The organism is Micromonospora sp. CPM1 (genome assembly GCF_023896895.1).
GTDB lineage: Bacteria > Actinomycetota > Actinomycetes > Mycobacteriales > Micromonosporaceae > Micromonospora > Micromonospora tulbaghiae.
On the sequence record NZ_JAMHIU010000005.1, the window covers coordinates 43,973 to 69,685 of the forward strand.

General features: G+C 74.9%; 28 protein-coding genes. 15 read left to right on the plus strand and 13 right to left on the minus strand.

The genetic code is table 11. The features are described from left to right. Positions 1 to 60: 60 nt before the first annotated feature. A complete protein-coding gene (locus M8C11_RS07800; protein WP_252449044.1) occupies positions 61 to 813 on the minus strand; it encodes a dienelactone hydrolase family protein in 753 nt (250 codons plus the stop codon). Between the two features lie 135 nt (positions 814 to 948). Here M8C11_RS07800 and M8C11_RS07805 point away from each other — a divergent pair, with 135 nt between their 5' ends. Both M8C11_RS07805 and M8C11_RS07810 read left to right on the plus strand, forming a co-directional pair. Next, positions 949 to 1,347 carry a DUF2267 domain-containing protein gene (locus M8C11_RS07805; protein ID WP_252449045.1) on the plus strand — a complete coding sequence of 133 codons (399 nt, stop codon included), beginning with the start codon at positions 949 to 951 and terminating at the stop codon, positions 1,345 to 1,347. A 10-nt stretch (positions 1,348 to 1,357) separates the two neighbouring features. Beyond that, a complete protein-coding gene (locus tag M8C11_RS07810; protein WP_120569771.1) occupies positions 1,358 to 1,618 on the plus strand; it encodes a hypothetical protein in 261 nt (86 codons plus the stop codon). Positions 1,619 to 1,622: 4 nt separating this feature from the next. Here M8C11_RS07810 and M8C11_RS07815 read toward each other — a convergent pair whose 3' ends face one another. Then, on the minus strand, positions 1,623 to 2,552 hold the full coding sequence (locus tag M8C11_RS07815) for a diacylglycerol kinase family protein (RefSeq protein WP_252449046.1): 930 nt from the start codon (positions 2,550 to 2,552) through the stop codon (positions 1,623 to 1,625). A gap of 115 nt (positions 2,553 to 2,667) precedes the next feature. Between M8C11_RS07815 and M8C11_RS07820 the strand changes: the two genes are divergently transcribed. From M8C11_RS07820 to M8C11_RS07840, 5 genes are read left to right on the plus strand one after another with little or no spacing between them, the layout of a single operon-like run. Beyond that, on the plus strand, positions 2,668 to 4,374 hold the full coding sequence (locus M8C11_RS07820; protein WP_252449047.1) for a sugar ABC transporter permease: 1,707 nt from the start codon (positions 2,668 to 2,670) through the stop codon (positions 4,372 to 4,374). Positions 4,375 to 4,420: 46 nt separating this feature from the next. Beyond that, positions 4,421 to 4,987: a hypothetical protein gene (locus M8C11_RS07825; RefSeq protein WP_252449048.1), complete on the plus strand. Its 567-nt coding sequence runs from the start codon at positions 4,421 to 4,423 to the stop codon at positions 4,985 to 4,987. Positions 4,988 to 4,998: 11 nt separating this feature from the next. After that, entirely contained in the window at positions 4,999 to 5,541 is a 543-nt protein-coding gene (locus tag M8C11_RS07830) for a hypothetical protein (RefSeq protein ID WP_121684675.1), read from the plus strand. Positions 5,542 to 5,549: 8 nt separating this feature from the next. Continuing rightward, the gene (locus tag M8C11_RS07835) at positions 5,550 to 6,971 is read left to right on the plus strand and encodes a hypothetical protein (RefSeq protein ID WP_252449049.1); all 1,422 of its coding nucleotides are present in this window, start codon (positions 5,550 to 5,552) and stop codon (positions 6,969 to 6,971) included. A gap of 48 nt (positions 6,972 to 7,019) precedes the next feature. Then, positions 7,020 to 9,761, plus strand: coding sequence for an AAA family ATPase (locus tag M8C11_RS07840; protein WP_252449050.1), 2,742 nt, complete (start codon positions 7,020 to 7,022; stop codon positions 9,759 to 9,761). Between the two features lie 25 nt (positions 9,762 to 9,786). Here M8C11_RS07840 and M8C11_RS07845 read toward each other — a convergent pair whose 3' ends face one another. Next, complete coding sequence (locus M8C11_RS07845) at positions 9,787 to 10,365, minus strand: TetR/AcrR family transcriptional regulator (RefSeq protein ID WP_252449051.1); 579 nt, start codon at positions 10,363 to 10,365, stop codon at positions 9,787 to 9,789. Positions 10,366 to 10,435: 70 nt separating this feature from the next. Between M8C11_RS07845 and M8C11_RS07850 the strand changes: the two genes are divergently transcribed. Continuing rightward, on the plus strand, positions 10,436 to 10,981 hold the full coding sequence (locus M8C11_RS07850) for a hypothetical protein (RefSeq protein WP_252449052.1): 546 nt from the start codon (positions 10,436 to 10,438) through the stop codon (positions 10,979 to 10,981). A gap of 3 nt (positions 10,982 to 10,984) precedes the next feature. Here M8C11_RS07850 and M8C11_RS07855 read toward each other — a convergent pair whose 3' ends face one another. The 7 genes from M8C11_RS07855 to M8C11_RS07885 all read right to left on the minus strand — a co-directional run bounded on the left by M8C11_RS07855 (position 10,985) and on the right by M8C11_RS07885 (position 17,380). Continuing rightward, positions 10,985 to 11,902: a carbohydrate ABC transporter permease gene (locus M8C11_RS07855; RefSeq protein WP_252449053.1), complete on the minus strand. Its 918-nt coding sequence runs from the start codon at positions 11,900 to 11,902 to the stop codon at positions 10,985 to 10,987. Beyond that, positions 11,899 to 12,852: a carbohydrate ABC transporter permease gene (locus tag M8C11_RS07860; protein WP_091418236.1), complete on the minus strand. Its 954-nt coding sequence runs from the start codon at positions 12,850 to 12,852 to the stop codon at positions 11,899 to 11,901. The genes M8C11_RS07855 and M8C11_RS07860 overlap by 4 nt, the downstream gene beginning before the upstream one ends. Positions 12,853 to 12,858: 6 nt before the next feature. After that, the gene (locus tag M8C11_RS07865; RefSeq protein ID WP_252449054.1) at positions 12,859 to 14,211 is read right to left on the minus strand and encodes an extracellular solute-binding protein; all 1,353 of its coding nucleotides are present in this window, start codon (positions 14,209 to 14,211) and stop codon (positions 12,859 to 12,861) included. Positions 14,212 to 14,280: 69 nt separating this feature from the next. After that, positions 14,281 to 15,507 carry a low temperature requirement protein A gene (locus tag M8C11_RS07870; protein ID WP_252449055.1) on the minus strand — a complete coding sequence of 409 codons (1,227 nt, stop codon included), beginning with the start codon at positions 15,505 to 15,507 and terminating at the stop codon, positions 14,281 to 14,283. A gap of 148 nt (positions 15,508 to 15,655) precedes the next feature. After that, positions 15,656 to 16,447 carry an NAD-dependent protein deacylase gene (locus tag M8C11_RS07875; RefSeq protein ID WP_308212730.1) on the minus strand — a complete coding sequence of 264 codons (792 nt, stop codon included), beginning with the start codon at positions 16,445 to 16,447 and terminating at the stop codon, positions 15,656 to 15,658. Continuing rightward, positions 16,444 to 16,731: a DUF1905 domain-containing protein gene (locus M8C11_RS07880; RefSeq protein ID WP_120569760.1), complete on the minus strand. Its 288-nt coding sequence runs from the start codon at positions 16,729 to 16,731 to the stop codon at positions 16,444 to 16,446. Before M8C11_RS07880 ends, M8C11_RS07875 begins: the two co-directional genes overlap by 4 nt. A 4-nt stretch (positions 16,732 to 16,735) precedes the next feature. Next, entirely contained in the window at positions 16,736 to 17,380 is a 645-nt protein-coding gene (locus M8C11_RS07885) for a DUF998 domain-containing protein (protein ID WP_252449056.1), read from the minus strand. A gap of 133 nt (positions 17,381 to 17,513) precedes the next feature. Between M8C11_RS07885 and M8C11_RS07890 the strand changes: the two genes are divergently transcribed. After that, the gene (locus tag M8C11_RS07890; protein WP_252449057.1) at positions 17,514 to 18,797 is read left to right on the plus strand and encodes a sensor histidine kinase; all 1,284 of its coding nucleotides are present in this window, start codon (positions 17,514 to 17,516) and stop codon (positions 18,795 to 18,797) included. Beyond that, entirely contained in the window at positions 18,785 to 19,444 is a 660-nt protein-coding gene (locus tag M8C11_RS07895; protein ID WP_252449058.1) for a response regulator transcription factor, read from the plus strand. Before M8C11_RS07890 ends, M8C11_RS07895 begins: the two co-directional genes overlap by 13 nt. 7 nt (positions 19,445 to 19,451) lie before the next feature. Here the strand turns inward: M8C11_RS07895 and M8C11_RS07900 are convergent, their stop codons facing one another. Beyond that, complete coding sequence (locus M8C11_RS07900; RefSeq protein ID WP_252449059.1) at positions 19,452 to 19,874, minus strand: thioesterase family protein; 423 nt, start codon at positions 19,872 to 19,874, stop codon at positions 19,452 to 19,454. Positions 19,875 to 19,945: 71 nt separating this feature from the next. Between M8C11_RS07900 and M8C11_RS07905 the strand changes: the two genes are divergently transcribed. Next, the gene (locus M8C11_RS07905; protein WP_252449060.1) at positions 19,946 to 20,689 is read left to right on the plus strand and encodes an N-acetyltransferase; all 744 of its coding nucleotides are present in this window, start codon (positions 19,946 to 19,948) and stop codon (positions 20,687 to 20,689) included. 4 nt (positions 20,690 to 20,693) lie between these two features. Here the strand turns inward: M8C11_RS07905 and M8C11_RS07910 are convergent, their stop codons facing one another. Next, positions 20,694 to 20,999 (minus strand): DUF1330 domain-containing protein, encoded by a 306-nt coding sequence (locus M8C11_RS07910; protein ID WP_121684686.1) that lies wholly within the window; start codon positions 20,997 to 20,999, stop codon positions 20,694 to 20,696. A 176-nt stretch (positions 21,000 to 21,175) separates the two neighbouring features. On the opposite strand from M8C11_RS07910, the gene M8C11_RS07915 reads away from it, so the two are divergent. From M8C11_RS07915 to M8C11_RS07925, 3 genes are all read left to right on the plus strand, one after another. Next, positions 21,176 to 22,138, plus strand: coding sequence for a hypothetical protein (locus M8C11_RS07915; protein WP_252449061.1), 963 nt, complete (start codon positions 21,176 to 21,178; stop codon positions 22,136 to 22,138). A 40-nt stretch (positions 22,139 to 22,178) separates the two neighbouring features. After that, entirely contained in the window at positions 22,179 to 22,517 is a 339-nt protein-coding gene (locus tag M8C11_RS07920) for a putative quinol monooxygenase (protein ID WP_252449062.1), read from the plus strand. Between the two features lie 98 nt (positions 22,518 to 22,615). Continuing rightward, positions 22,616 to 22,975 (plus strand): hypothetical protein, encoded by a 360-nt coding sequence (locus tag M8C11_RS07925; protein WP_252449063.1) that lies wholly within the window; start codon positions 22,616 to 22,618, stop codon positions 22,973 to 22,975. 42 nt (positions 22,976 to 23,017) lie between these two features. Here the strand turns inward: M8C11_RS07925 and M8C11_RS07930 are convergent, their stop codons facing one another. Further along, entirely contained in the window at positions 23,018 to 23,860 is an 843-nt protein-coding gene (locus M8C11_RS07930) for a S1 family peptidase (protein WP_252449064.1), read from the minus strand. 382 nt (positions 23,861 to 24,242) lie between these two features. Here M8C11_RS07930 and M8C11_RS07935 point away from each other — a divergent pair, with 382 nt between their 5' ends. Beyond that, the gene (locus M8C11_RS07935) at positions 24,243 to 25,688 is read left to right on the plus strand and encodes an endo-1,4-beta-xylanase (protein ID WP_252449065.1); all 1,446 of its coding nucleotides are present in this window, start codon (positions 24,243 to 24,245) and stop codon (positions 25,686 to 25,688) included. Positions 25,689 to 25,713: the final 25 nt, after the last annotated feature.

The window sequence follows — 25,713 nt, forward strand, 5'->3', positions numbered from 1 at the left end:
GGCGGTTACCCGGCTCCGGGCCGGTGAATCGTCGGCCGTGCCCCCGCGCGCCCTTCGGAGTCAGCGGCGGTACGTGCGGTCGAGCAGGTCGAACAGCGCCGTCCAGTGCCGCCGCGTGGCCTGCTCGTCGTACATCGGGGTGTCCGACTGGGTGTAGCCGTGGCGGGCGCCGGCGTACACCTCGGAACGGTAGGTCACCCCGGCCGCGTCCAGCGTCTTCTCCAGCGTGGCGATCTGCTCGGCGGTCATCGACGGGTCGGCGTCGGCGTGCCCGAAGTAGAGTTCGCCGGTCACCGCGCCGACGGCCAGGTGCGGGCTGTCCGGGGCGTCGGTGACCACCCGCCCGGCGTGGAACGCGGCCACCGCGGCGATCCGGTCCGGGAGCGCCTCGATCGCGCGCAGCGCGTTCGTGCCGCCCATGCAGTAGCCGGTGATCGCCGCCGGGCCCGGCGCGACGTCCGGGCGGGCGGCGAGGAAGTCCAGGTAGGCGGCCGTGTCGCGGGCCACCGCGTCCGGCGTCAACGCGGCCATCATCGGCCCGATGCTCTCGAACAGGGCGGCCCGGCGGCTGTCGTCGGCGAGCGCGCCGAGGTCGATCAGCGGGGCGCGCCCGGCGCGGTGGAACAGGTTGGGGGCGAGCACCACGTACCCGCGGTCGGCGATCGTGGCGGCCATCTCCGCGACCCGGGGCCGCAGCCCGAACGCGTCCATGAACAGCAGGACGGCCGGGAAGGGCCCGCCGGACTCCGGCGTGGCCAGGTAGGCGTCGGCCGTTCCGTCGGGGGTGGGCACGTCCACGATCGTCGGCTGCACTGTCGGGGCCTCCTCGCTGCGGGTTCCGGCCTGCACGCTACCCCCGGTCCGGCGACTCCGGCGCCTCGGGCTCGCGCCCCGTTTGCCGAGGTCCAGCGTGGGAATCCGGCAATCCCAGCGGAGGAAGGCGGCGAGATGGACCAGGATCAGTTCGTCGGCGCGGTGGCCGAACGGTGCGGCGCGTCCACGGAGCAGGCCACCGCGATCACCCGGGCGACGTTGACCACGCTGGCCGAGCGCATCGACGGCGGAGAGGCCCGCGACCTCGCCGACCGGCTGCCGGAGGCGCTGCGGGCGTACGCGTTCGGCCCGGCCGAGGACGCCGAGCCGTTCGGGCTCGACGTGTTCGTGGAGCGGGTGAGCGGACGCGCCGACGTCGACGTGGACGCCGCGCGGGACGGGATCACGGCGGTGTTCGACGTGCTGCGCGACGCGGTCGACGCGGCCGCCTACGCCCAGGTCGTCGGGCAGCTTCCGGCCGAGTACGGCGACGTGGCCGACCAGAGCGCGCCGTACGTGCGGCGCACGGCGTGACGGGGACGCGATGAGCGAGGACGCGCTGCGCCGGCCGCCCGAGGCCGACGCGCAGGAACAGCGGCAGGACGAGACACTCGTCGGACCACCCGACACGGTCGGCACGGCGGTGCCCGAGGCGAGCGAGGCGGACCTGGCCGAGCAGGGCGTGCTGCGCCCGCCGAGCGACCGGGCGGGCCTGGGTGAGTCGGTGCGCGACGACCTGACCGCCGCCGACGCGGTGGAGCAGAACACGGAGATCCCACTGCCCGACGAGGAGCACTGGGCCTGACCGGTCAGTGATCCGGGCTGTCGGCGCGGGCCATCAGCCGCAACGCGTTCGGGTCCAGGCCGATGCGTACCGGCGTCTGCCCGTACGGCTCGCCGTCGACCTCGATGCGGGCCGGGCGGTCGGTGTCCAGCCACAGCTGGCGTACCGCCAGGAACGGCTCGTCGCCGAGCGTGCGGCGGTGGCCGGCCGCCGCGTTGCGCGCCGTCTCGCGCAGCAGCCCGCGCCGGGTCGGCCCACCCACCGGGTACGCGACCAGCAGCCGGTCGTCGGCGGTGGCGTCGGCGGTGATGGGCCGGCCGGCGTGGAAGCCGCCGTTGGCCACGTACACCTGGTGGGTGGTGAACATGTGCTCGCGGCCCTCGGCGCGGACCGTCACGGCCAGCGGCCGGTGCCGGGCCAGCAGCCCCAGCCCGGTCATCGGGTACGCGAGCCGCCCGACGACCCGCTTCAGCCTCGGCGGCGCGGCCTGCATGATGTCGGCGGACAACCCGATCCCGACGTGGTTGGTGAACCGGGTGTCGCCGATCAGGCCCAGGTCGACGTCGATGACCTTGCCGTCGGTGAGCACCGCGACGGCGGCGTCCAGGTCGAGCGGGACGCCGACGGTGCGGGCGAAGTTGTTCGTGGTGCCCAGCGGCAGCAGACCCATCGCGATGTCCCGGTGGGCGAGCAGCCGCGCGGCCGCGCCGACGGTGCCGTCGCCGCCGCCGGTGACCAGCAGGTCCGGCCCGAGGCCGGCGGCCTCGGCGAGCACCCGGTCCAGCTCGCCGGGCCGGTCCACCGGGTACGCGCCGAGCAGCGCGAAACCGGCCGCCCGCAGGCGTGCGTGGACGGTGTCGTAGAGCCGCCGGCCCCGGCGGGAGTGGGCGTTGACCACGAGCGCCGCCCGCCGTCGTTCCCGGATCGCCGTCGACAGCTCCTGCTTGGTCCGCACGGTTGCGACCCTAGCCGCCCCCGCGCCGACGTGGGCCGGTGGCGCTGCCGGTATTGACCGGGTCGGTTATCGTCGCGGCGGCCGTGATCGTCGATCTTCGAGGGTGGATGTCCCGATGAACCAGCCGGCAGCACCGCAGGCGACAGCGTCAGTGCCCCCGCCCACGCCGCCGAACCGTCCGGGGAGGGCCCTGATCGGGCTGGCCCTGGTCGTCCCGGCGGTGATCGCCTGGATCTGGTCGTACGTCCTGCCGACGCTGTCCACAGTGGCTCGCAGCTTCCAGGGTGACGGGCCGCGCGGCTCGGGCGAGTCGGTCGGCACGGCGAACTACGAGGCCGCCCTCACCTCCGGGTTCGTCGGACAGGTCGGGCTCGCGGTGCTGCTCAGCCTGATCCCGCTGGCGGTGGCGCTGCTCGCCGCGCCGCTGCTCGCCGTCCTCGCCGACCGGGCCGGCCGGGTGGCCCGCCTGGTCACCCGGGGCGTGCTGGCGCTGCCGCTCGCCGCGTACGCGCCGGTCGCGGTGTTCCTCGGCCGGCGCGCCGAGCACATCGAGAACGGCACCTTCACCCAGGAACTGCAGTCTCCCCGGACGCTCCTCGTCTCGGCGCTGGCACAGGTGACGTTCGGGCTGGTCGTCGCGGTGGCCGCGACGCTGTACCTGAGCGCCCTGCGCCGCCGCGAGCCCGACCAGCGGCCCGCGCCCGCCATGCTGGCCGTCGGTGGGCTGCTCGGCCTGAGCGTTCTCGCCGCCGCCCTGCAGACCTACACCGCCCCGTACATCCTGACCGGCGGCGGGCCGCGCGGCGACGACACGGCGACGCCGGTGTTCACCGCCGCGCAGACCACGTTCCGGACGATGCGCCTGGGCGCCGGATCGGCCACGTCGACGCTGCTGCTGGTGCTGCTCGGGCTGCTCGGACTGGCCGCGGTGGCGCTCATCCTGGCCACCCGGCTGCGCATCGAGTTCGACGGCTGGCGGGACGGCCCGGCCGTGCGGGAGGCGGAGTCCTACTCCGGCCGCCGGCCGCTGCTCGTCGGGCTGACCGCTGTCGCGCTCGTCGTCGTCCTCGGCGTGACCGTCTGGGCGTCGCTGCCGTGGCTGCGGAACCTCTCCGCCGACACCGGGCCCCTGCCCAGGGGGGTCGAGACCTCGAACCTGTTCGCCAACACCTGGGTGCCGCCGCTGCTGTCCACACTCGTCGCGGTGGCGCTCGCCGCGCTGGCCGGGTTCGGGATCGGCGCGCTGCGCCCGCTCGGGCGCTACAGCGAACTGCTGCTGGTGCCGTTCGCGCCGTGGTTGTTCGTCGGCGTCGGCCTGCTGGCCATCGCCGGTTTCGAGCGCACCAGGGAACTCGGCCAGCTCGGCCTGTTCCTCGGCCTGGTGCCGCCGACCTGGCTGTCGGTGCCCGCGCTGTTCGCGTTCACGCTGCTGTTCCGAGGCCAGCACGAGCGGTGGCGCTCCGGCGGCGGCGTCGGCCGTACCCTGCTGCTGCCGGCGCTGCCGATGCTGGCCGTGACCACGTCGGCGACCTGGCTGGCGCACGTCCAGTCGCCACTGTGGGGGATGCTGGTGGGCCGCGGCCCGGACAGCCTGACCGCTCCCGCGCTGGTGACGATGATCGCCAGCCGCGCCTTCGGCGCCGGCGGCGAGCTTCCGCTGGGCCTGATCCTGCCGCTGCCCATGCTGCTCCTGTTCGTGCTGCTGTTCGTCGCGCTCATGGTCGGCTACGTGGATCGGCTCGCCATCCGGGTGGGACGGCGCAGCGGCGCGGACGCGCCGCCGGCCAGGGCCGGCGAGCCCGTCGGCAAGGTCACCGCATAGGGAAACCCCCGATTACGGCCGGTGACGGCGCGCCTAGCGTCGGGCCATGGCAACTGACGCGCTCACACCGGCCCGGACCGCCCGTGCCCGCCGCGACGGCGGGCTCCCGCGAGGGCTGATCCTGCCCCTGCTGCTGCTCGCCCTGCTCGCGCCGGCCGGGTGCGACTCCGGCGACGGGATCGTCGACGGCGGGCCGGCCGGCTCCGCGGCGGGCGAGGACGGCGGCGACGTGGACGCGGGCGCGGTGGACGACGTCCGGCCCCCGTGCCCGTTCACCGCCGCCCAGGTCTCCGAACTGGTCGACCGCAAGCTGCGCGACGAGGGGAACTGCTCGTTCGGCGACGGCATCGCCCAGCTGGCGGTCACCACCGCCTCCGCCACCGCAGGCAAGGCCACCTACGACTACCAGTACGACCAGGCCGGCCAGCAGTACGAGAAGGTCGTCGACCTGGACCGGGGCGAGCGGGGCTACCTCGCGGTCAAGGACATCCGCGGCGAGGCGGTGCTGATCGAGGGCAAGGGCACGTACACGGTGACCATCAGCAGCTTCGGCGGCGGCACCGCGGGCAACGAACAGATCCTGCGCCGTACGCTCGACGCGATCCCGGCCTGAGCGGGGCCGGCATGCGAAGCCGCCGACTGGTCGCGCTCGCGCTGACCGCGACCCTGCTCACCGCGCCCGCCGGCTGCGGCGACGACGAACCGCCGGCCGCCGGCGGCGCTCCGCCCGGTGCGGGCGCGCCGGTCGCCGAGCCGACCGGGGAGGCGCCGGCCGAGCCGAGTGCCGGACCGGTGGACGACGCCGCCCCACAGGCGTGCACGCTGGTGTCGAAGGCCGACGCGGAACGCCTCGCCGGCACGGCGCTGGACGAACCGGTGGTGGCCGGGCAGTCGTGCACCTACACCGGGCCGGTGACCGGGCCGACCGCCCAGGTCGAGGTTTTCGTGGGCGAGGGCGCCAAGAAGTACCTCGACATCGAACGGCAGCTCGGGCACGAGATCCGTGAGCTGGCCGGGACCGCCGACGAGGCGCTGCTCACCGCGGAGGCGTTCTTCCTGCGCAAGGGCGAGCTGTGGGTCGCGGTGCGGCTGGTGCGGCTCAACGACCCGCAGGAGAACCGGGCGCCGCTGGAACGGCTCGCCCGTACCGTCGCCGGCCGGATGTGAGGCGGCCGGTGCGCGGCCGGCGGCTGCTGGCGGCCGGCCTGGCGGCGCTGCTCCTGGTGACCGGCTGCGGCGGGCCCACTCCCGGCCCGGCGGACGGGGGCGACGGCGGGCAGCCCCGGTACGGGCAGGCCCCGGCGCCGGGGAAGGACGTCACGCTGCAACCAGACGTGGTGCTGGTCGGCGGCGGCAGCCGGACCGTGCGGTCGGTGAGCCCGGACGGGCTGACCTGGCGGCTCGACCCCGGAGCGCGCGACGCGGACCGGCTCGCGCCCGGCCGGGTCATGTTCCTCACCGGACGCGGAGTGGGCCGGGTGCTCGACCTGGCCGAGGAAGGCGGTGACCTGGTCGTCACGATCGGACCGGTCACGCTCACCGAGGTGATCCGGGACGGCACGTTCGGCGGCGACGACGTCGCCCTCGACCGCCCGACCGTCTACGTGGCGGGTGAACCCTCGTGGACCCGGGAGGTCGCGGCGGCCGGCGGCACGCTGGGCCGGTCGCGTCCGCTCGCCGTCGCGCCCGCGCAGCCGCCACCGGCGCCGGGCGGGCAGGCGGGCGCCACCGCCCACGGCTACCGGGTGCGGACGTTCTGCTGCGCCGGTGGCGTCGGCACGCACTTCACGTACGACGACGGCGGGCTCCGGCTGGCCGGCACCGTGACGCTGACCGTCGGACGACCCGCAGCGTCGTTCCACCTGGCCGTCGGCGCGGGCAAGGTGACCCGGGCCGAGCTGGAGATCGGCGGCGGCTTCGGCATCAAGGTGGACTTCACCGCCGGCATCGACGGCGGGCAGAACCACCGCCGCACGTTCCCGGTCCCGGTCGACATCGCGTTCCCGATCGGGCTGGTCGCCGGCCTGCCGCTGTCGTTCACGGTGAGTCAGACGCTGGAGGTGGCCACCGCGTTCGGCGCCCGCCGGGGCACGTTCCGCGGCGCCGGTGAGTACGCGCTGGCCGGCAGGCTCGGGTTCGGTTACGCGAACGGCCAGGTGGGCTCGCGCGTGACGGAGGGCTTCGCGCGCCGGGTGAGCCTGCTCGACTCGCTCACCGGCGTGCCGGTCGGCGTGATGGGCCTGGTCGTCCGGCACGGCGTGCGGTTCACCATGGGGATCAGCGCGTTCCTGTTCACCGCCGGGATCTGGTTCGAGCTGGTCACCTCGTACGGCGCCACCATCGGTTCCGCGCTCGGCGCGCCGTACGCGCTGTGCCGGGGCGTCGGGCTCGGTGTGCATGCGCGGTTCGGGATCGGCTACCGGATCCTGGAACCCGTCGTCCAGGTGATCAACAAGTTCCTCAGCCTGCTCAGCCCGTCCCGGGCGCCCCGGATCCCGCCGATCGTGGCGTCGGGCGGGCCGAGCTGGAGCGCCGCCGTCTACCGCAACCAGGAGGTGATCCCGCCCGTCTCGATATGCGGACAGCTTCCGGGCTAGGCCGCGCCGACGCTGGGTTCGCGGGCGCGGCTGTGCCACCATCCCGCCATGGACGCCGCACTGGTCGGCCGCGACGCGGTCGTCGAGCGGGTGTGGCGTGCCCTGACCTCCGGTACGCCGGTGCTGCTCGACGGTCCCAGCGGCATCGGCAAGACCGCGCTCTGGCGGGCAGTGGTCGCCCACGCCGGGCGGACCGGCTGGCGGGTGCTGTCCGCCGCGCCCACCGAGGCCGAGACCGCGCTGCCGTACGCGGCGCTGGCCGACGTGCTGCGCCCGCTCGCCGACGCGCTGCCGGGGCTGCCCGCGCCGCAACGGGTGGCCGCCGACATGGTGCTGCTGACCGGTGAGCACGACGGCGCGGTGGACGAGCGGGCGGTGGGCGCGGCCACCCGTACGCTGCTCGACGCGGCGGTCGCCGACGCGCCCCGTGTCCTGCTCGCGGTCGACGATCCGCAGTGGCTGGACCCGCCGAGCGCCCGGGCGCTGCGGTTCGCGCTGCGCCGGCTGACCCGGTGGCCCGCCGTCCTGGCCACCCACCGCACCGGGGACAGCCCGCCGGCGCCGGTGCCGCTGGGGCTGGACGACGACCCGACCGGCCGGCATCCGCTGCTGCGCGCCGACGTACCCCCGCTCACCCCGCCGGACCTGCACCGCGTCCTGGCGGCCCGGCTCGGCGGCACGCTCAGCCGTCCGCTCACCGACCGGCTGGCCCGCGACGCCGACGGCAATCCGCTGCTCGCGATCGAACTGGCCCGGGCGGTGCTGCGGCTGCCCCGCCCGCCCGCGCACGACGAGGACCTGCCCGTCCCGTCGTCGCTGCGCCTGCTGCTCGCGGAGACGCTGCGGGCGCTGCCCGGCCCGAGCCGGGACGCGGTGTGGCTGGCCGCGCTGCTGACCGTGCCGACGCTGCGGGACCTGGCGGCGGCGGGCGTGCCGGCCGGGGCACTGGACGCGGCCGAGGACGCCGGGCTGGTCGTGGTCACCCCGAGCCGGGTCGACTTCGCGCACCCCCGGTACGCGGCGGCGGTGCGCGAGAGCATCCCGCCGGGGGCCCGGCGGCGGATGCACGCGCTGCTCGCCGGCGCGGTCGCCGACCCGGACGAGCGGGCCCGGCACCTGTCCCGGTGCACCGTGGCGCCGGACGCCGCCGTCGCCGCCGACCTGGCCGCCGCGGCGGCCCGGCAGCGGATGCGTGGCGCCTCAGCGCTCGCCGCCGACTGGTACGCCCGGGCGGCCGAGCTGACCCCGTCGTCCGCCGCCGCCGACCGGAACCGGCGTCGCCTCGACGCGGTGCAGTGCCGCATCGACGGCGGGGACTACGCGGCGGCCGGGCGGGCCGCCGAGGCGGCGGCCGGGGAGCTGACCGGCGCCGAGCGGGGCGAGGCGCTGCTGCTGCGCGCGCTCGTCGCGTGGTGCGCCGACGACCTGGTCACCGCCGTCCGCGTCGCCGAGCAGGCGCTCGCCGCCGCCGGGCCGGACGGGGACCTGGCCGGGCGGATCCACACCCACCTGACCATGTTCCACGACCAGCCGGAGCCCGCCCGCCGGCACGCGCGGGCCGCGATCGCCCGCCTGTCCGACCGGGACGAGCACCGCCCGCTGCTCACCGCCGCGCTGCTGCTGCTGTTCTTCCACGAGGTACGCGCCGGCGGCCCGGCGCCCACCGATCTGCTGGACCGGGCCCTGTCGCTGGAGGCGGGTGAACCGTCCTTCCTGGCCGGTTCGGTGCCGGCGATCTGGTGGAAGTCGGTCGACGACCACGACCGGGCGCGGTCCCGGCTGCACCTGATGCTGGACCTGGCGGTGGCGCGCGGCGACGACCCGCTGCGGCACGAGGTGCTGACCCACCTCGGCGAGACGGAACTGCTGGCGGGGCGCTTCGCCGAGGCCGGTACGCACATCGCCGCCGCCCGTGACCTGGGTGAGCAGCTGGGCACCGGGCTGGTGGGCGAGAGCTGGCTGGCCGGTGTGCTCGACGCGCACCGGGGGCGGCTGGCGCGGGCGGGCGCCGCGGCCGCCGGGCTGCGCCGCGACGACGACCTCGGCGACGCGTGGAGCCGGCGACTGCACCACCAGCTCACCGGGCTGGTGGCGCTGGCCTCCGGGGAGTGGGTCACCGCCGCGGCGGCGTACGGCGCGCTCGCCGCCGACCTGGACGGGTCGGGCATCGCCGAACCGCTGGGGCAGCGGTTCGAGCCGGACTGGATCGAGGCGTGCGTGGGCGCCGGTGACCTGGACACCGCGCACGCCGCGCTGGACCGGCTGGCCGGGCGCCACCGCCGGCTGCCGCGCCCGTGGACGACGCTCGGGCTGGCCCGCAGCCGGGTGCTGCTGGCCGGGGCGACCGGGGCGGATCCGGGCGCGGCGCTGGACGCGCTGACGCAGGCCCGGGCCGCGGTGCCGGAGGGGGTGCTGCCACTGGACCGGGCTCGCTGCCTGCTCGCCGCCGGCCGCACGTACCGGCGGGTGCGGCGACGTCGGGAGGCGCGGGCGGCGCTCGACGCGGCGGCGGCCGAGTTCGACGCGCTCGGCGCGTCCGCGTTCGCCGACCGGGCACGGGCGGAGCTGGGCCGCATCGGCGCCCGCACCCCGGCCCCGACCACGCTCACCGCCACCGAGGAGCGGGTCGCCCGGCTCGCCGCTCGGGGGCAGACCAACCGGCTCATCGCCGACGCGCTCTACATCAGCCCGAAGACGGTGGAGGCCAACCTGGCCCGGGTCTACCGCAAGCTGGGCATCGCCAGCCGCGCCGAGCTGGGCGCGGCGATGGGCCGGCCGCCGGGCGACTGAGTCGCTCAGGCCGCGGCCAGGGCGGTCAGGCCGCGGCCAGCGTGTCCAGGTGCGCGCCGAGCAGCTCGCGGGCGCGCGCGGGCGGCATCCGCTCGGGATACAGCAGCGCGTGCAGCGCGAGCCCGTCGAGCAGGGCGTGCAACCGGGCGACCGCCTCGGGGTCGGCGGCCGGTTGCCCGGTGAGCAGCGCGACGGCGAACTCGGCGGCGCGGCGGATGCCGTCGTCCGCGTCGGCCATCCGGGTTCGCGCCGCCGGGTCGGTCTGGGCGCGCGCGGCGAGCAGCAGCCACACCTCGGCCTCGCGGACGCGCTGGCGGTCCAGCGGCAGCAGTTGTTCCAGGATCCGCTGGGCGACCTCGCGCGGGCTGCCGGTGCGGTCGTCGGCGGCGATCCGCTCGGCCGCCTCGGCCTGCACGTGCTCCATGGCGAACACCAGCAGCTCGGTCTGGGTGGCGAAGTAGTGCCGCAGCGCGCTCGGTGACCAGCCGGCCTCGGCCGCGATGCTGCGGACGGTGGCGGCGCCGACGCCGTCGCGGTAGACGACCCGCCACATCGCCCGCGCCAGCTCGGCACGGCGCGCGTCGTGGTCGACGATCTTGGGCACGGGCCCCTCCGGAACCTGGTTGACGGCCGCTGTTACGGTTATCGCACAGCGTACTAAAAAAGGAGTCCGCATGCTCGTGGCAGTGATCGTCGGATGCGAGGTGGCGTTCTGGGTGGTGCTGCTCGCCGGGCTGATCGCCCGGTACCCGCTGCGGCGGCCCCGCCTCGGCGCCGCCCTGCTGATCGCCGTGCCGGTGGTCGACCTCGTCCTGCTCGCCGCCACGATGATCGACCTGCGCCGGGGCGCCACCGCCACGTTCGCCCACGGCCTGGCCGCCGCGTACCTCGGGTTCTCCGTGGCGTTCGGGCACAGCATGGTGCGCTGGGCCGACCAGCGGTTCGCGCACCGGTTCGCCGGCGGCCCTCCCCCGCGCCGGGCCCCCCGGTACGGGATGGCGCGGGCCCGGCACGAGTGGCGCGAGTGGGGCAAGGGCATGATCGGCTGGGCGGTCGCCTGCGCCGTGCTGCTCGCCGGCATCGCCCTGGTCGGCGACGGCGAGCGCACCGCCGAGCTGTGGGCGTGGACCGGCCGGCTCACCGTGGTGATGGCGGGCTGGCTGGTGTTCTGGCCGGTCGCGTACACCGTCTTCCCGAAGCGGGCGCCGCGCGGCGCGTGAGGCTCACCCCTTGCGCCCGCCCGTCGCGATCCCCTCCACGAAGTGCCGCTGGGCCAGGAAGAACAGGATGATCATCGGCACGGTGGCGATCACGCTGGCGGCGAGGACGACCTCCCACTGCTGCTCGCCGCCGTAGCCGAACCGGTCCAGGATCACCTTCAGCCCCCGGGGCAGCGTGTAGAGCTGCTCGTTGCGCAGGTAGATCAGCGGCTTCACCAGGTCCGTCCAGCTCGCCTTGAACTCGAACACGAACGCCACCAGCAGGGCCGGACGGACAAGCGGGAACGCCATCCGCCAGAACAGCTGCGGATAGCCGGCCCCGTCGACCCGCGCCGCCTCGAAGTACTCCCGGGGCAGCGACAGGAAGAACTGGCGCAGCAGGAAGATGTAGAACGCCGAGCCGAACAGGTTGCCGGCCCAGAGCGGCACCTGCGTGTCGACCAGGCCGAGCCGGTTCCAGATCAGGTACGTCGGGATCATGGTGACCGCGAACGGCAGCATCATGGTGGCCAGCACCAGACCGAACAGCAGGTTGCGGCCGGGGAACCGGAAGTACGCGAACCCGAACGCGACCCAGGCGCTGGACAGCGTGGCCGCGGCCGCCGCCGCCACACCCACCACCACGCTGTTGAACAGCCAGGTGAGCAGCGGCATCGCGTCCCACGCCCGGGCGTAGTTGTCCGGCGCGAACGGCGTGGGCAGCAGGCCGGGCGCGAAGACGTACTCCCGGGGTCGCAGCGACGCGCCGACCAGCCAGACGAACGGCAGCAGGAAGACCACGGCGGCGGCCACCAGGGCGAGCACGAACAGCACGCGCTGCCAGCGGGGCCGGCGGCCGTCGTCGGCCTGCCGCACCGGTCCGGGCGCGGTCACCGGTGCCACCACCGCGCCGGCGGCCGGCGGCTGACTCGTGGTGGTCACCGGTCCTCCCCCTCGTAGTAGACGAACCGGTTGCCCAGCTTCACCTGCACCAGCGTGATCACCAGAATGATCAGGAAGAGCAGCCAGGCCATCGCCGAGGCGAAACCCATGTGCAGGAACTGGAACGCCTCCCGGAACAGGTGGATCACGTAGAACGACGCCGCGTCGCTGCTGAACGAACCGGCGGTCTGCCGGTTGCCGAAGTACATGGTGTAGACCTCGGTGAACATCTGCAGCGACGCGATGGTGTTGACGATCAGCGTGAAGAACAGCGCGCCGGAGATCATCGGCAGCGTGACGTGCCGGAACCGCGCCCAGGCGCCGGCGCCGTCGAGCTGGGCCGCCTCGTACAGGTCGCGGGGTACGCCCTGCAACGCGGCCAGATAGATGATCACGGTGGAGCCGAGGCTCCACAGGCTCATCAGCACGATGCCGGGCATCACCCAGTCCGGGTCCGTGGTCCAGCTCGGACCGTCGATCCCGACCAGCGCCAGGCCGCGGTTGATCAGGCCGTCCTGCGTGTTGAGCAGCAGCAGGAACAGGATGCCGACCGCCACCGCCGGAGTCATCACCGGCAGGTAGAACACGGTACGGAAGAAGCCGGAGAGCCGGCCGACGCGCTTGAGCAGCAGGGCCAGCCCGAGCGAGATCGCCATCACCAGCGGCACGTGCAGCGCGGTGTAGTAGACGGTGTTGCCGAGGCTGCGCGCCACCTGCGGGTCCGACATCAGTTGCCGGTAGTTGTCCAGCCCGGTGAAGCGCGGTGAGTTGATCACGTCGTACTCGGTGAAGCTGAGCCACAGGCTGGCGATCATCGGCCCGGCGGTGAACGCCAGGAACCCGACGATCCACGGCGCCAGGAACAGGTACGCCCAGCGGGCCTCCCGCCGGGCCAGCGACGCGCGGCGCCGCCGGCCCGGTACGGCAGGGGTGACGGTGGTGGTGGCCATGGCGGGCTAGTCCGCGGCCTTGTCCAGCGCGGCGGTCGCCTCCCGCTGGGCCCGGTCGAGCGCCTGCGCGGGCTGCTCCTGGCCGGACAGCACCCGGTTGACCGCGTCCGTCCACGCCTTGTCGAACTCGGCGCCGGCGGGCGAGGCGGGCATCGCGAACGCGGCGTCCTGCGCCTGGCGGATGGTCTGCACCGCGTCGTCGAAGCGCTTGTTGCCGGTGGGCTTGTACACCTCGTCGAAGATCTTCTTGTCGGCTGTGGTGTTGCCGGTCCACAGGCCGGTGAAGGGCAGGTTCGCGGCCTTGCGCGCCTCGGCGCGGGCCCGGGCGGCGGCCAGCCAGGTGTCGGTGGCGGTCATCTGCTTGACGAACGCGCAGGCGGCCTCCGGGTTCTTCGCCCCCTTGGTGATCACCCACGCCTGCCCGGAGGACAGGCTCAGCGGCTTGCCCTGCCGGTCCACGAACGGCTTGACCACCAACTCGGCGTCCGGGCTGTTCTTCGCCGCCTGGTTGAGGAACCACTCCTCCATCGGCCACGCGGCGATCTGGTTCTTCGCGAGCGGGTTCTGCGCGCCGAAGAAGTCGAACGTGTCCCGGAACGACTTGAACTTCCCCCAGCCGCCCTGGGCCCGGATGAGCCCGACGCCGGTGGTGAGCGCCTCGACCACCTTCGGGTCGGTGAGGTTGGCCCGGGTGCCGTCGGCGGAGATCATGTCGGCGCCGTTGGCCTTGGCCCACATCGGCAGGAACTCGGGGATCTTCGGGTCGATGCCGATGCGGCTGAGCCGGCCTCCGGAGACGGCGGCGAGCCTGGCGTTGAGCGCGGGCAGGCCCGCCCAGTCGGCCAGGTTCACGTCGTCGGCGCCCAGCCCGGCCCGCTTGAGCAGCGCCTCGTTCAGGTAGAGCACGCGGACCTGGGAGAACTCGGGGATGCCGTACACCGTGCCGTCGAGCGTCACCTGCTCCCGCGCGGACTGCCGGAACTGCGCCATGTCGATCCGCTGCTTCTCGACGCAGTCGGTGAGCGGCTGGATCGAGCCGCGCTCGGCGTACGTGCCGATGAGCTTGCGGTCCATGTAGACCAGGTCCGGTGGGTTGCCCGAGGCAACCGCCGACAGGAACTGCTGCTCGTCGAACGCGCCCTCGGTGATCGTCAGCCGGACGTCGCCGTGGTCGCGCTTGAACGCGTCCACCCGGGTGGTGGCGATCTCGTCGGACAGGCTGAGGCCCATGGTGCTCAGCGCGCCGCTGCCCTCGGCGCCACCGCCGCCGGAGTCCCCTCCCCCGCCGACGCCGCCGCAGCCGCTGATCGCCAGGGTCAGCACCCCGGCCAACGCGGTCGCCCGCAGTTTCCGTGACATCGCCACCTCCCGTGATCGCGCCGGCCACTCTGCCGGGCGCGACCTGCACTTCTCCGGTGGGTGCGGCTTTCAAACCGGTTGATGCGCATCGGTTACCGTCGACCGCCCGGCGGCGGACGGCGCACCGCGCCGATCGACGGCGATCGCGGTCAGCAGCAGCCCGGCCAGCGCCGCCAGCGCCAGCGGTGGCGGCAGCACCGTCCCGAGCACGGCCAGCGGCAGCGCCGCCCCGGCGACGGCCAGCCGGGCCGGTCCGACCGGTTGCCCGGTCAGCCGGCGGAACAGCAGCCGTCCGGCCAGGTAGACGGCCGCGCCGCCGAACAGCGCCACCGCCGCCGAGGGGTTCAGCCGGGGCCCGGCCTCCGGGTCGGCGACGTGCTCCAGCACCTGTTCGACGCCGAGCGCCAGGTAGATGACGCCGGCGACGAGCAGCAGATGGGTCTGGCTGTAGGCGTCCGCGGCCATCCGGTCCCGCTGCGCCGCCGGTGCGGCGGCGAGCGCCCGGGCCGCCGCCGGGGACGTGCGGTGGAAGTAGAGCCACCAGAGGCAGACGGTCACCACGAAGGCGACGAGCGCCACGGCGAGGACCGGCGGCTCGGTGACCGCCGAGGCCGCACCCACCCCCGCGGCCACCACCGACTCCCCCAGCGAGATGATCAGCACCAGGCCGTACCGCTCGGCGAAGTGCGTCGGGCTGCGCAGCGGCCAGGCGCCCCGGCGGGCGTACGACAGCCGTTGACCGGCCACCTCGACGGCGAAGCCCAGCACCCACAGCGCCGCGTGCGCGGCACCGTCCAGCAGCGCGCCGAGCAGCAGCGGCACCCAGCCGACGGCGCTGACGAACGCGAAGAACCGGATCCGGGCGCGCAGTTCCGGGTCACCCGCCGCGGCCCAGTGGAACAGCGTCAGGTGCACCACGCGCAGCACCACGTAGGCCAGCACGACGATCAGCGGCCCGTCCAGCCCCGGGCCCGGCGTCCACGCCTGCGGCATGGCGAGCGCGGCCAGGAACAACGCAGCCATCGCGACCAGGAACCCGCCGCGCACCACCCCGACGTCGGCGGGCGTGTGGTTGCCCAACCAGGTGTACGACAGCCACGCCACCCAGAGCAGCACGAGCAGGAGGAGGCCCTTGGCCATCCCGGCCGGGGTCGGGTGCGGCTCGATCAGCGCCATGATCCGGGTGAGCGCGAAGACGAAGACCAGGTCGAAGAAGATCTCGAACGGGGTGACCCGGCGCCGGTCCGGCCCCGGCCGGGGCGCACGCAGCCGCCGCCGCACCCGTTCGCGTCCCACGTCCGCCGCCCTCCGCCGGTCCACCTCCTGCGCCGACGGTAGGCGGCCCCGGACGGTTGAACCGGCTGATTCCCGCGATCACGCCCCGCCCGGCCCGCCGCACCGGCGCCCGCCGGGCCGCACGACGGGCGGCGCGGCGGCGGTCGGCTCAGCCGGCGTCGGCGTCCGGCCAGGCGGCGCGGACCAGCCCGGGCAGCACCTCGCCGGCCGGGCCGCGCAGGTTCACCGCGCAGATCGGGTCCAGCGGCGTCGGCACCGGGTTCACCTGCACCACGGGCGCGCCGAGACGGGCCGCCACGAGCGGGATCTCGGCGGCCGGGTGCACGAGCGCCGAGGTGCCAACCGTCAGCAGCAGGTCGCAGCCGGCCGCCGCCTCGACCGCCGCGTCCAGCGCGGCCGACGGCAGCGCCTCGCCGAACCACACCACCCCGGGCCGCACGGGCGCACCGCATCCGGCGCACGCGGGCGGGGTCAGCGGCCCGTCGTGCGGTTCCGGCGTGCCGGCGGGCGGCGGCAGGTCGGACGGCAGCGGCGCGGGCCGGGCGCAGGCCGAGCAGCGGGGCGCGAACAGGCTGCCGTGCAGGCGTACCGGTGCGGGCACGCCGCCGCGCTCGTGCAGGTCGTCGACATTCTGCGTGATCACCACCGTCTCCGGGAGGCGGGCCTGGATCGCCGCCACCGCCCGGTGCCCCGGATTCGGCAGCGCCCGCCGCACCCCACGCCGGCGTGCCTCGTACCAGCCCCAGACCAGCGCCGGGTCGGCCCGGAACGCCGCCGGGGTCGCCAGCTCCTGCGGGTCGTACCGCTGCCAGAGCCCGGTCTGCGCGTCGCGGAACGTCGGCACGCCGCTCTCGGCCGACATGCCCGCCCCGGTGAAGACCACCGGCCGCCGCGCGGCGGCGAGCAGCCGGCCCGCCTCGGCCAGCTCCGGCCCGGTCACACGTCCACCGTCAGCCGCACGTCGACCCGGTCGCCCAGCTCGATGCCCTCCGCCCGGCGCGCCGCGACCCGCAGCGGCACCACGTACCGGCCGTCCTTGGGCCACAGCGACGTCCGCCAGTCGGTGTCACCGATGCGGACCGTCACCGGGATCATGCCCCAGCCGTAGGTGACCGACGCCGAGGCGGCCTCGATCGCCGCGCTCTGCTCGTCGGGCACCGTGACGAAGTGGTACGGCGCCGGGCCGCGCCAGAACCACACCTCGCCGCTGAACGCCAGCTCCATCCGGTCAGGATAGGGGCCGGGACCGACACGACCACAGCAGCCGGAGCCCGGCCGCCGTCACCCAGGCGAACAGCGGGAACACGGCGACGCGTTCCATGCCGCCCACGCCGATGCCGGCGCCCACCCGGGACAGGAACAGCACGGTGCCGGCGAGCCCGAGCAGGCCCAGGAGCGCGCTGACGGTCCGCAGCTCGCGCAGCAGCGGCGACCGGCGGGCGAGCGCGGCGGCGAGCAGCGCGGCGTTGCCGGGCGCGAAGACCAGCAGCGCGCCGAGCACGTGCAGGTTCTCGTCCACGTCCGCCGGGTGGAGGCCGGCCAGCACGTACCCGGACCCGGCGGCCACGATCGACGCGACGGCGACGGCCGCGGCGCGGCCCGGGCGCAGCGCGCGGTGTGCGAGCAGCGCGCCGAGCGCGAGCAGCAGCCCGGCGCCGACGAATACGGCGTTCATGGCCGGGTGCCACGGCGAGCAGACCGGGCGGGGCCTGCTGGTGTCCCACACGCCGCAGGTGACGTTGCCGAGGTCGCTGATGTTGTGCTCGGCCCAGCTGAACCCGGGCTGGTCCCAGGCCAGGCCGACGACCACGTTGGCGACCAGGAACGACACGGCGGCGAGCAGCCAGCAGGTGCCCGCGAGGCGGTTTCTCATCCGCCGAGTGCACCGCCCGAAGGCGTCCCGGCGCACGGGGCGTGGCGGGCCGGTTCGGGGTAGGGCCAGACCTACCCGGAGAGCGGGGTCCAACCGGCTGGGCCGGGCGGCGCGGTCTGGCTAGCGTCGGGCCATGACAGTTGATCACGGGCTGGCCGTCGCGTTGCGCCGCCGCCGCTACCTGCTCTCCGCGTGGCCGTGGCGGACCCTGGCGTACGCCGTCACGACCCTGCCCCTGGCCGGCGCGGCGGCGCTCGGCGCGGCGGTCGTCGCCGCGCCGCTGCTGCTGGTGGCCGCCGCGCTGCGGCGGGGCCGCCCGGTCGACGCCGGGGCGCTGGCGGCGCTGGCCGTGGTGGCGCTGGCGGTGGTGGCGCTCGCCCCGCTGGCCGGCGCGCCGGTGGCCGCGTTCGAGCGTTGGCGCCTCGGCCTGGTCGACGACCGCCCGGTGACCGCGCCGAGGTGGCGCGGGCTCGCCGCCCGTTTCACCACCGCCACCGGGTGGCGGGAGGGCGCGTACCTGGCCGTGCTGGGCGCGGCGGTGCCGCTGGCGTACGGGATGTTCGGGCTGCTCGTGCTGCTGGACGCGGCGCTCGTCGCCGGTCCGTGGCTGGCCGGCGGCGAGGACCGGATCGTGCTGGTCTGGGCCACTGTCGACTCCCCGGCCGAGGCGGTGCCGTACGCGTTCGCCGGCCTGCTGGCGTTCCCGGCGCTGGTCTACCTGGCCGGGCTGCTCGTCGCGGTGCAGGCGGCGGTGACCCGCCTGCTGCTCGACGACGCGCCCGCCGGGACGGCCCTGCGCGAGGTGACCCGGTCCCGTGCCCGCCTGGTGAGCGCCTACGAGGCGGAGCGGCGCCGCATCGAGCGGGACGTGCACGACGGCGTGCAGCCGCGCCTGACCAGTCTCACCCTCCAGCTCGGGCTGGCCCGCCTGGACGTGCCGGACGACTCCCCGGTGGCGAAGCCGCTCGCGGCGGCGCACGAGCAGGCCAAGGAGCTGATGGTGACGTTGCGCGGCATCGTCCAGGGCATCCGCCCACCACAGCTCACCGAACTCGGTCTGGCCGCCGCCGTCGGCGACCTGGCCGCCCGGTCGGTCGTCCCGGTCACCGTGCACGCCGACCTGACCCGCCCGGTGCCCGACCTGGTGGAGACCACCGCCTGGTACGTGGTCTCGGAGACGCTCGGCAACGTCGCCCGGCACGCCGGGGCCACCCGGGCGCAGGTGCGGCTGACCCGTACCGACCGCCTGCTGGTGGTGGAGGTACGCGACGACGGCCGGGGCGGCGCCGACCCGGCGCGCGGCACCGGCCTGACCGGGCTCGCGGACCGGGTGGCCGCGGCGGACGGGCGGCTGCTGCTGTCCAGCCCGCCCGGTGGGCCTACCCTCGTGCGGGTGGAGCTGCCGTGCCGTCCGTGACCCGGGTCGTCCTGGCCGAGGACCAGGTGCTGCTCCGGGAGGGCCTGGTGGGCCTGCTGACCCGGTTCGGCTTCGCGGTGGACGCCGCGGTCGGCTCCGCCCCGGAGCTGCTCGACGCGGTGCGCACGCACCGGCCCGACCTCCTGGTGACCGACATCCGGATGCCGCCGCAGCACCGCGACGACGGCCTGCGCGCGGCCGTCACGCTGCGTGCCGAACGCCCGGACCTCGCCGTGGTGGTGCTCAGCCAGCACGTGCAGAGCGGTTACGCCGCCGCGCTGCTCGACAGCGGCGACGGCAACCGGGTCGGCTACCTGCTCAAGGACCGGGTGGCCGACGTCGCGGAGTTCGCCGCGACGCTGCGCCGGGTGGCGGCCGGCGGCACCGCCGTCGACCCGGACGTGGTGCGGCACCTGCTGCGGCGTCCACGCGACCCGCTCGGCGCGCTGTCCCCCCGTGAGCGGGAGGTGCTGGGCCTGATCGCTGAGGGCCACTCCAACGCGGCCATCGCGGCCCGGCTTTACGTCACCGAGGCGGCGGTCGGCAAGCACGTGGGCAACATCCTGGCCAAACTCGGCCTGCCGCCGGACGAGGACACCAACCGGCGGGTGCTCGCCGTGCTCGCCTACCTGCGCGCGGCGGGCTGACCGGGCGTCACAGGTTCATCGGCACGGGGTCGGTGGCCAGCGCCCGGAACCGCTCGCGCGGGTCGGCCACGAGCCGCCGCCCGGTGAGGTCGAGCAGCCCGCCGACGCCGGTCACCGAGGCGACCGGGGTGCCGTCGGCACGGGTGAACTCCTGGCCGATCCGGAACGTCTTGCCCTCGCCCCAGTGGAACTCGCAGGTCACGTCGACCTCGTCGCCGCCGCGCAGCTCCCGCAGGTAGCGCACCGTCACCTCCAGCGCGACCGGCCCGACGCCGCCGGCGAGCAGCCGGTCCTGGCCGATGCCGGACGCGCGCAGGCACTCCCAGCGGGCGTGCTCGGCGTACTGGAGGTAGACCGCCTGGTTGAGGTGCCCCTGCATGTCGAGTTCGTAGCCGCGCACGGCTACGCGCACCCGGAACGGATCTGCCATGCCGGCAGCCTAGCCAGCGGCGCCGACAAAACGGCGTGCGGTCCGGGCCGTGCGGCTCTAGCCTGCCCGGCGTGACAGTGGAGATCGTGACCCTGGCGCAGCGGCCCGACCTGGCGCCGCTGCTGGACGCCGACTTCGACGGCGCCTGGCCGCCGTTCATGCTCTGGGATCCGATGGGCGCGATCTACTACGGCGTCGCGCACGAGACGTACCCCGAGTTCGTCTTCGCCGCCGTCGACCCGGCCGAGCCGGGCCGGGCGGTGGCCCGGGGGTACGCGGTGCCGCTGCGCTGGACCGAGGACGAGCTGCCCGACGGCGGCTGGGACCGGGTGATCCAGCGGGCCACGCTGGGCCGGCTCACCGGGTCCACTCCGAACCTGGTGTCGGCGCTGGAGATCTGCGTGCGCCCGGACCGGCGCGGCGGCGGGCTGTCCGGGCTGATGCTCGCGGCCATGCGCGCGGCGGTGGCCGGCGCGGGCTTCGACACGCTGGTGGCACCGGTGCGCCCGAACGGCAAGGCCGCCGTCCCGGACGTGCCGATGACCGAGTACGTGGCCCGGCGCGGCCCGGACGGGCTGCCGGCCGACCCGTGGCTGCGGGTGCACGTGCGTGCGGGCGGGGTCGTCGAGCGGATCGCGCCCCGGTCGATGACGGTGACCGGCACGCTCGCCGACTGGCGGCGCTGGACCGGGCTGCCGTTCGACACCTCCGGCCCGGTACGCGTGCCGGGCGCGCTGACGCCGGTGCTCGTCGACGTCGACCACGACCACGCCGCGTACGTCGAGCCCAACGTGTGGGTGCGCCACCGGCTCTGACGTCTCAGGCCGGCCAGGCGTGACCGATCCCGTCGAGCAGCAGGACCACGCCCTCGGTGGCGGCCTCCCGGTCCCGGGAGATCTCCCGGTACTCCGGCGAGGTGGACCAGCGCTCGAAGTCCTCGCGGTTGTCGAACGACAGCAGTACCGCCTTCTGGTGCGGCCAGTCGCCCTCGACCACGCGGGGAGCGGTGTCGGCGGCGAGCAGCTTCCCGCCGTAGCGGGCCAGCACCGGCGGGAAGGCCGCGGCATACCTGTCGTAGCGCGCACGGTCGTGGATGGTGAGCTGTGCGAGGGCGTAGACGGTCACCGGCTCAGGCTACCGACCGCCCGAGCGCCGCGGTGTCGTCCGTCAGGTCGGCGCCACCGCCGCCGCGACCCGGCCGACTGTCCGTTGTGCGCTAGCCATTATGCCTCTGACCTGCGAATACTGGTGGCAGGCTCGCGCGCGCCCCGCGCCGGGTGGGGGGAAAGAGGTGGGGCACGATGATCGGACAGGAGACCCAGCCGGAGGCCATACCCGGGCCGCGGAACGCGCCGGAGGACCGGCTGGGCCGGCCCGCCGCGCCGGTTCCCGGCGCGGTGTGGCAGGTCCGCGTCCGGACCAAACTCGACGACCTGTACCAGCAGCTCGCGGTGCTGTCCGCGCGCGACCCGGAGCGGGCCGGGGCGCTGCGCGCGCAGCTGTCCGGGGTGGAGGGGGTGCTCGGACGCAGCGGCGTGGTCGAGTGGTTGCGCGGCGGCAACCTGGAGTACGCGTGGCAGACGATCCACTCGGTGGAACGGGGGATGGTGGCGCTGCGCAGCCCGGACGAGCTGACCGGGCTGCTGCCGGCGTACCGGAGCGCGGCGGCGCAGGTGCTGCCGGCCGACGACAAGGTGCTCACCGATCTCGACCCGTCGGCCGGCACCCCGTCCGACGCGCTGCTGCGCGCCCGGGTGCAGGCATTGCTGCTGCGCTACCACTCCGCGTCCGACGAGTTCCACGAGTCGGCCCGCCGGCTGCGCAACCGGATGCTGGGGCTGTCGGTGTTCGCGCTGGTGGCGGAGATCCTGGTGGTGCTGGTGCAGTGGCGCAGCCACGACGTACGGCTGCTGGAGGCCCCGACCGACGCCGGTGGCGTGCCGGCCTGGCGGCTGCTGTTCTTCGTGCTGATCGCCGGGGCGCTCGGCGCGTTCCTCAGCGCGCTGCCCTCGATGATCACCTCACGGTCCGGCGGGCTGCCCTACAAGCTGCCGTTCCAGCAGGGACTGCTGAAGCTCGCGATCGGCCCGCTGGTGGCGGTGGTCGGCATCATGCTGGTCATCGGCGGCCTGGTGGAGACCAGCGTGAGCAGTACCGCCGCGCTGCTGGGCCTGGCGATCGTGTTCGGCGCCGGGCAGCAGGCGGTCACCGCGTTCGCCGACCGGCGGGCGGCCGAACTGCTCGGGCCGGGGGCCAAGAGCTGATGCCGCACGGCGGCCTGTCCGGCCTGGGTAGCCTGATCCCATGATCTTCATTACCGCGAAGTTCCGGGTCCGCCCGTCCGACGCCGACCGCTGGCCGCAGATCGCCGCCGACTTCACCGCCGCGACCCGGGCCGAGCCCGGCTGCCTGTGGTTCGACTGGTCCCGCAGCCTGGACGACCCGACCGAGTACGTGCTGGTCGAGGCGTTCCGCGACGACGAGGCGGGCGCGGCGCACGTGCAGTCGGAGCACTTCCGGGCCGCCCAGCGCACGCTGCCGCCGCACCTGGCCGAGACGCCCAGGATCGTCAACGTGACGGTGCCACAGCAGGACTGGTCGCGCCTGGGCGAGATGGCCGTGCCCGGCGACGCCGCGAGCTGAAGATTTCCCACGGTTCACCGCGCAGGTATTGAAGCTTGTTTTCACCTCCCGCTACCCTCGGCGGAAAGATCCACCATCCACCGTGGAGGAGCTGAAGCATGCGCAAGCTGATGGCGGCGCTCGGCGCCGGGGCGATGACTGCAGCGGGCCTGCTCGCGGTCGCGACACCGGCCCAGGCCGCGGCCTGCACCCTGGTGCAGTCGGAGGTCTACAACGGGGCGAACCTGATCGCCTGGTCGCGCGGCCTGGACGGCTGCTCGGGCGACGTCTACTGGGAGATCCAGTCCGGTGACGGCGGCACGTGGCAGGTGACCGACAGCGGCACCACGCACTACGACGACCAGGTCGTCAGCTACTACGGTGACGTGGACCTGCCGTGCTACCTGCGGGTGTACGCGGCGTTCGGGGACCAGGAGCGGCTGACCCGGCCGGTGCGCAACAACAACTGCGCGGGCTGACCACCGGCCGGGGCGCGTCGGGCGCCCCGGCCGCACCGCCGGTCAGGGGATGGTCAGGCCGTACGCGGCGAGGATCTCCAGGATCGGCTGGTAGTAGCTGGTGCCGCCGCTCGTGCAGTTGCCGCTGCCGCCGGAGAGGACGCCGATGACGGTGCCGGTCGCGGCCACGTAGAGCGGGCCGCCGCTGTCGCCCGGCTCGGCGCAGATGTTCGTGCGGATGAGCCCGGTGACGCTGCCCTCGGCGTAGTTGACAGTCGCGTTCAGCCCGGTGACGGTGCCGCACCGCACGCCCGTGGTGGCGCCGCTGCGGCAGACCGCCTGCCCGACGTACGCGCTGCCCGCGGCGGTGACGGTGAGCTGCCCGGGGTAGGTGTGGACCGCGCTCGGGTGGGCGACGGTCCCGGTGTACCGGACCACGCCGTAGTCGTTGCCGGGGAAGCTGCTGCCGGTCCGGCTGCCGAGCACCGTGGTGCGGGCGCTGTCGGCGTACCAGGTGGCGGCGAGGCGCGTGCAGTGCCCGGCGGTCACGAAGTACCAGGTGGTGCCGCTGCGCACGTTCGCGCCCAGGGAGCAGCGCCCACCGCCGCCGTAGATCGCCTGGCCACCGGCGATGAGCGTGCGCAGCCGCCCGGGGTCGTGGCGCAGCACCGCGCCGGCCCGGTCGGCGGTGCGCCGCAACGCGGCCAGCTCGCGCCCGCGTACCGTGTCGTCGGCGGTGACCGTGAGCCGGCCGGTGGCCGGGTCGTGCCCCCAGGCGGTGCCGGGCGTGCGGATCCCGGCGAGCGCGGCGGGGTCGGGCGGCGGTGCGGCGGCGGCCCGGGCGACCGCCGGGGCGCCGGCGAGCAGGGCGGCGAGGACGAGTACGACGAGCGCGGGTCGGCGCATGCTCCGGCACCTCTTCCATCGTCTACGGTCGATTCGCCAAGCATCGGCCCGCGGGCGCGATCGACTCAACCGGCAGAACCGGCGGTCCCCGAAACTTCCGGAGCCACGGCGGGCGGCACGGGCATGCCCGCAGGCCGTGCCCACACGCGGATCCCGCCCGCCCACCCGGCACCGCGTGCCCCGATGTCGACATATCGAGGTGATTAAGTTTTCGGAACGCTTCCGGTAGGCTCCGGGCAGAGATTCGCTTCGATCCACTCACGATGTGCCGGGGAGTCACTCCCCACCTGGCGCGGCCACCGGGCGGCCGCGCGGAGCCGACGTCGTGGCGGGCGGTGGCCGAGGCGAGCCGATCCCATTGACAGGCTAGAGAGGCGTTCAGATGGACAAGGTGCTCGCCCGCGGCAGCGGGAGCGCGGCAGCCCGGTCACGCCCGCGGACCGCTGTGGTCGCGATGGTGGCGGGGGCCGCGATGGTCGCCGCCACGATAGCGGTGGCGACCAGTGCCAGCGCCGGCACGACGCTCGGCGCGTCGGCGGCGGAGCAGGGCCGGTACTTCGGCACGGCGGTGGCGGTGAACAAGTTGTCCGACAGCACGTACGTCGGCATCCTGAACCGCGAGTTCAACATGGTCACCGCCGAGAACGAGATGAAGTGGGACGCCACCGAGCCGTCCCGGAACCAGTTCAACTTCAGCGCCGGCGACCGGCTCGTCGCGCACGCTCAGGCCAACGGCATGCGGGTGCGCGGCCACGCGCTGCTCTGGCACCAGCAACAGCCCGGATGGACGGGAAGCCTGTCCGGCAGCGCGCTGCGCGAGGCGATGATCAACCACGTCACCCAGGTCGCCACCCATTACCGGGGCAAGATCCACTCCTGGGACGTGGTGAACGAGGCGTTCGACGACGGCAACAGCGGCGCCCGCCGCAACTCGAACCTCCAGCAGACCGGCAACGACTGGATCGAGGCCGCGTTCCGGGCCGCCCGCGCCGCCGACCCGGGCGCCAAGCTCTGCTACAACGACTACAACACCGACAACTGGTCGTGGGCCAAGACCCAGGGCGTCTACAACATGGTCCGGGACTTCAAGGCCCGGGGCGTGCCGATCGACTGCGTCGGCTTCCAGTCGCACTTCAACAGCGGGTCGCCGTACCCGAGCAACTACCGCACCACGCTGCAGAACTTCGCCGCGCTCGGCGTCGACGTGCAGATCACCGAGCTGGACATCGAGGGCTCGGGCAGCAGCCAGGCCACTTCGTACGGCAACGTGACCCGGGACTGCCTGGCCGTGCCGCGCTGCAACGGCATCACCGTCTGGGGCATCCGCGACACCGACTCCTGGCGGGCCAGCGGCACCCCGCTGCTGTTCGACGGCAGCGGCAACAAGAAGCAGGCGTACACCGCCGTGCTGAACGCGCTCAACGAGGGCGGCACCCCGCCGCCCACCACCGCGCCGCCGACCAGCACCCCGCCCACCTCGACGCCGCCCACCAGCACGCCGCCGACCAGCGCGCCGCCGACGACTCCCCCGCCGACCGGCGCCTGCACGGCGACGTTCACCACCAACCAGTGGCCGGGCGGCTTCGTCACCAACGTCCGGATCACCGCGGGCTCCAGTGGGCTCAACGGGTGGGCCGTGTCGCTCACCGTGCCCTCGGGCTCGGCGATCACGAACACCTGGAGCGCCCAGGCCAGCGGCACCACCGGTGCGGTGACGTTCCGCAACGTGGACTACAACCGTCAGGTCGGCGCCGGTGGCACCACCGAGTTCGGATTCCAGGGCACCGGTACCGCGCCCTCCGGCACGCCGGCCTGCGCGGCCGGCTGACCGTCGGGGCCCCCCCGCCCCGGCG

Bases quoted from the DNA above. Each gene is read 5' to 3' on its own strand.
- M8C11_RS07890 (WP_252449057.1), top strand. From the start codon at position 17,514: ATGACAGTTGATCACGGGCTGGCCGTCGCGTTGCGCCGCCGCCGCTAC.
- M8C11_RS07805 (WP_252449045.1), top strand. From the start codon at position 949: ATGGACCAGGATCAGTTCGTCGGCGCGGTGGCCGAACGGTGCGGCGCG.
- M8C11_RS07825 (WP_252449048.1), top strand. From the start codon at position 4,421: ATGGCAACTGACGCGCTCACACCGGCCCGGACCGCCCGTGCCCGCCGC.
- M8C11_RS07900 (WP_252449059.1), bottom strand. From the start codon at position 19,874: ATGGCAGATCCGTTCCGGGTGCGCGTAGCCGTGCGCGGCTACGAACTC.
- M8C11_RS07865 (WP_252449054.1), bottom strand. From the start codon at position 14,211: ATGTCACGGAAACTGCGGGCGACCGCGTTGGCCGGGGTGCTGACCCTG.
- M8C11_RS07885 (WP_252449056.1), bottom strand. From the start codon at position 17,380: ATGAGAAACCGCCTCGCGGGCACCTGCTGGCTGCTCGCCGCCGTGTCG.
- M8C11_RS07915 (WP_252449061.1), top strand. From the start codon at position 21,176: ATGATCGGACAGGAGACCCAGCCGGAGGCCATACCCGGGCCGCGGAAC.
- M8C11_RS07810 (WP_120569771.1), top strand. From the start codon at position 1,358: ATGAGCGAGGACGCGCTGCGCCGGCCGCCCGAGGCCGACGCGCAGGAA.
- M8C11_RS07930 (WP_252449064.1), bottom strand. From the start codon at position 23,860: ATGCGCCGACCCGCGCTCGTCGTACTCGTCCTCGCCGCCCTGCTCGCC.
- M8C11_RS07840 (WP_252449050.1), top strand. From the start codon at position 7,020: ATGGACGCCGCACTGGTCGGCCGCGACGCGGTCGTCGAGCGGGTGTGG.
- M8C11_RS07935 (WP_252449065.1), top strand. From the start codon at position 24,243: ATGGACAAGGTGCTCGCCCGCGGCAGCGGGAGCGCGGCAGCCCGGTCA.
- M8C11_RS07830 (WP_121684675.1), top strand. From the start codon at position 4,999: ATGCGAAGCCGCCGACTGGTCGCGCTCGCGCTGACCGCGACCCTGCTC.
- M8C11_RS07850 (WP_252449052.1), top strand. From the start codon at position 10,436: ATGCTCGTGGCAGTGATCGTCGGATGCGAGGTGGCGTTCTGGGTGGTG.
- M8C11_RS07860 (WP_091418236.1), bottom strand. From the start codon at position 12,852: ATGGCCACCACCACCGTCACCCCTGCCGTACCGGGCCGGCGGCGCCGC.
- M8C11_RS07925 (WP_252449063.1), top strand. From the start codon at position 22,616: ATGCGCAAGCTGATGGCGGCGCTCGGCGCCGGGGCGATGACTGCAGCG.
- M8C11_RS07880 (WP_120569760.1), bottom strand. From the start codon at position 16,731: ATGGAGCTGGCGTTCAGCGGCGAGGTGTGGTTCTGGCGCGGCCCGGCG.
- M8C11_RS07820 (WP_252449047.1), top strand. From the start codon at position 2,668: ATGAACCAGCCGGCAGCACCGCAGGCGACAGCGTCAGTGCCCCCGCCC.
- M8C11_RS07920 (WP_252449062.1), top strand. From the start codon at position 22,179: ATGATCTTCATTACCGCGAAGTTCCGGGTCCGCCCGTCCGACGCCGAC.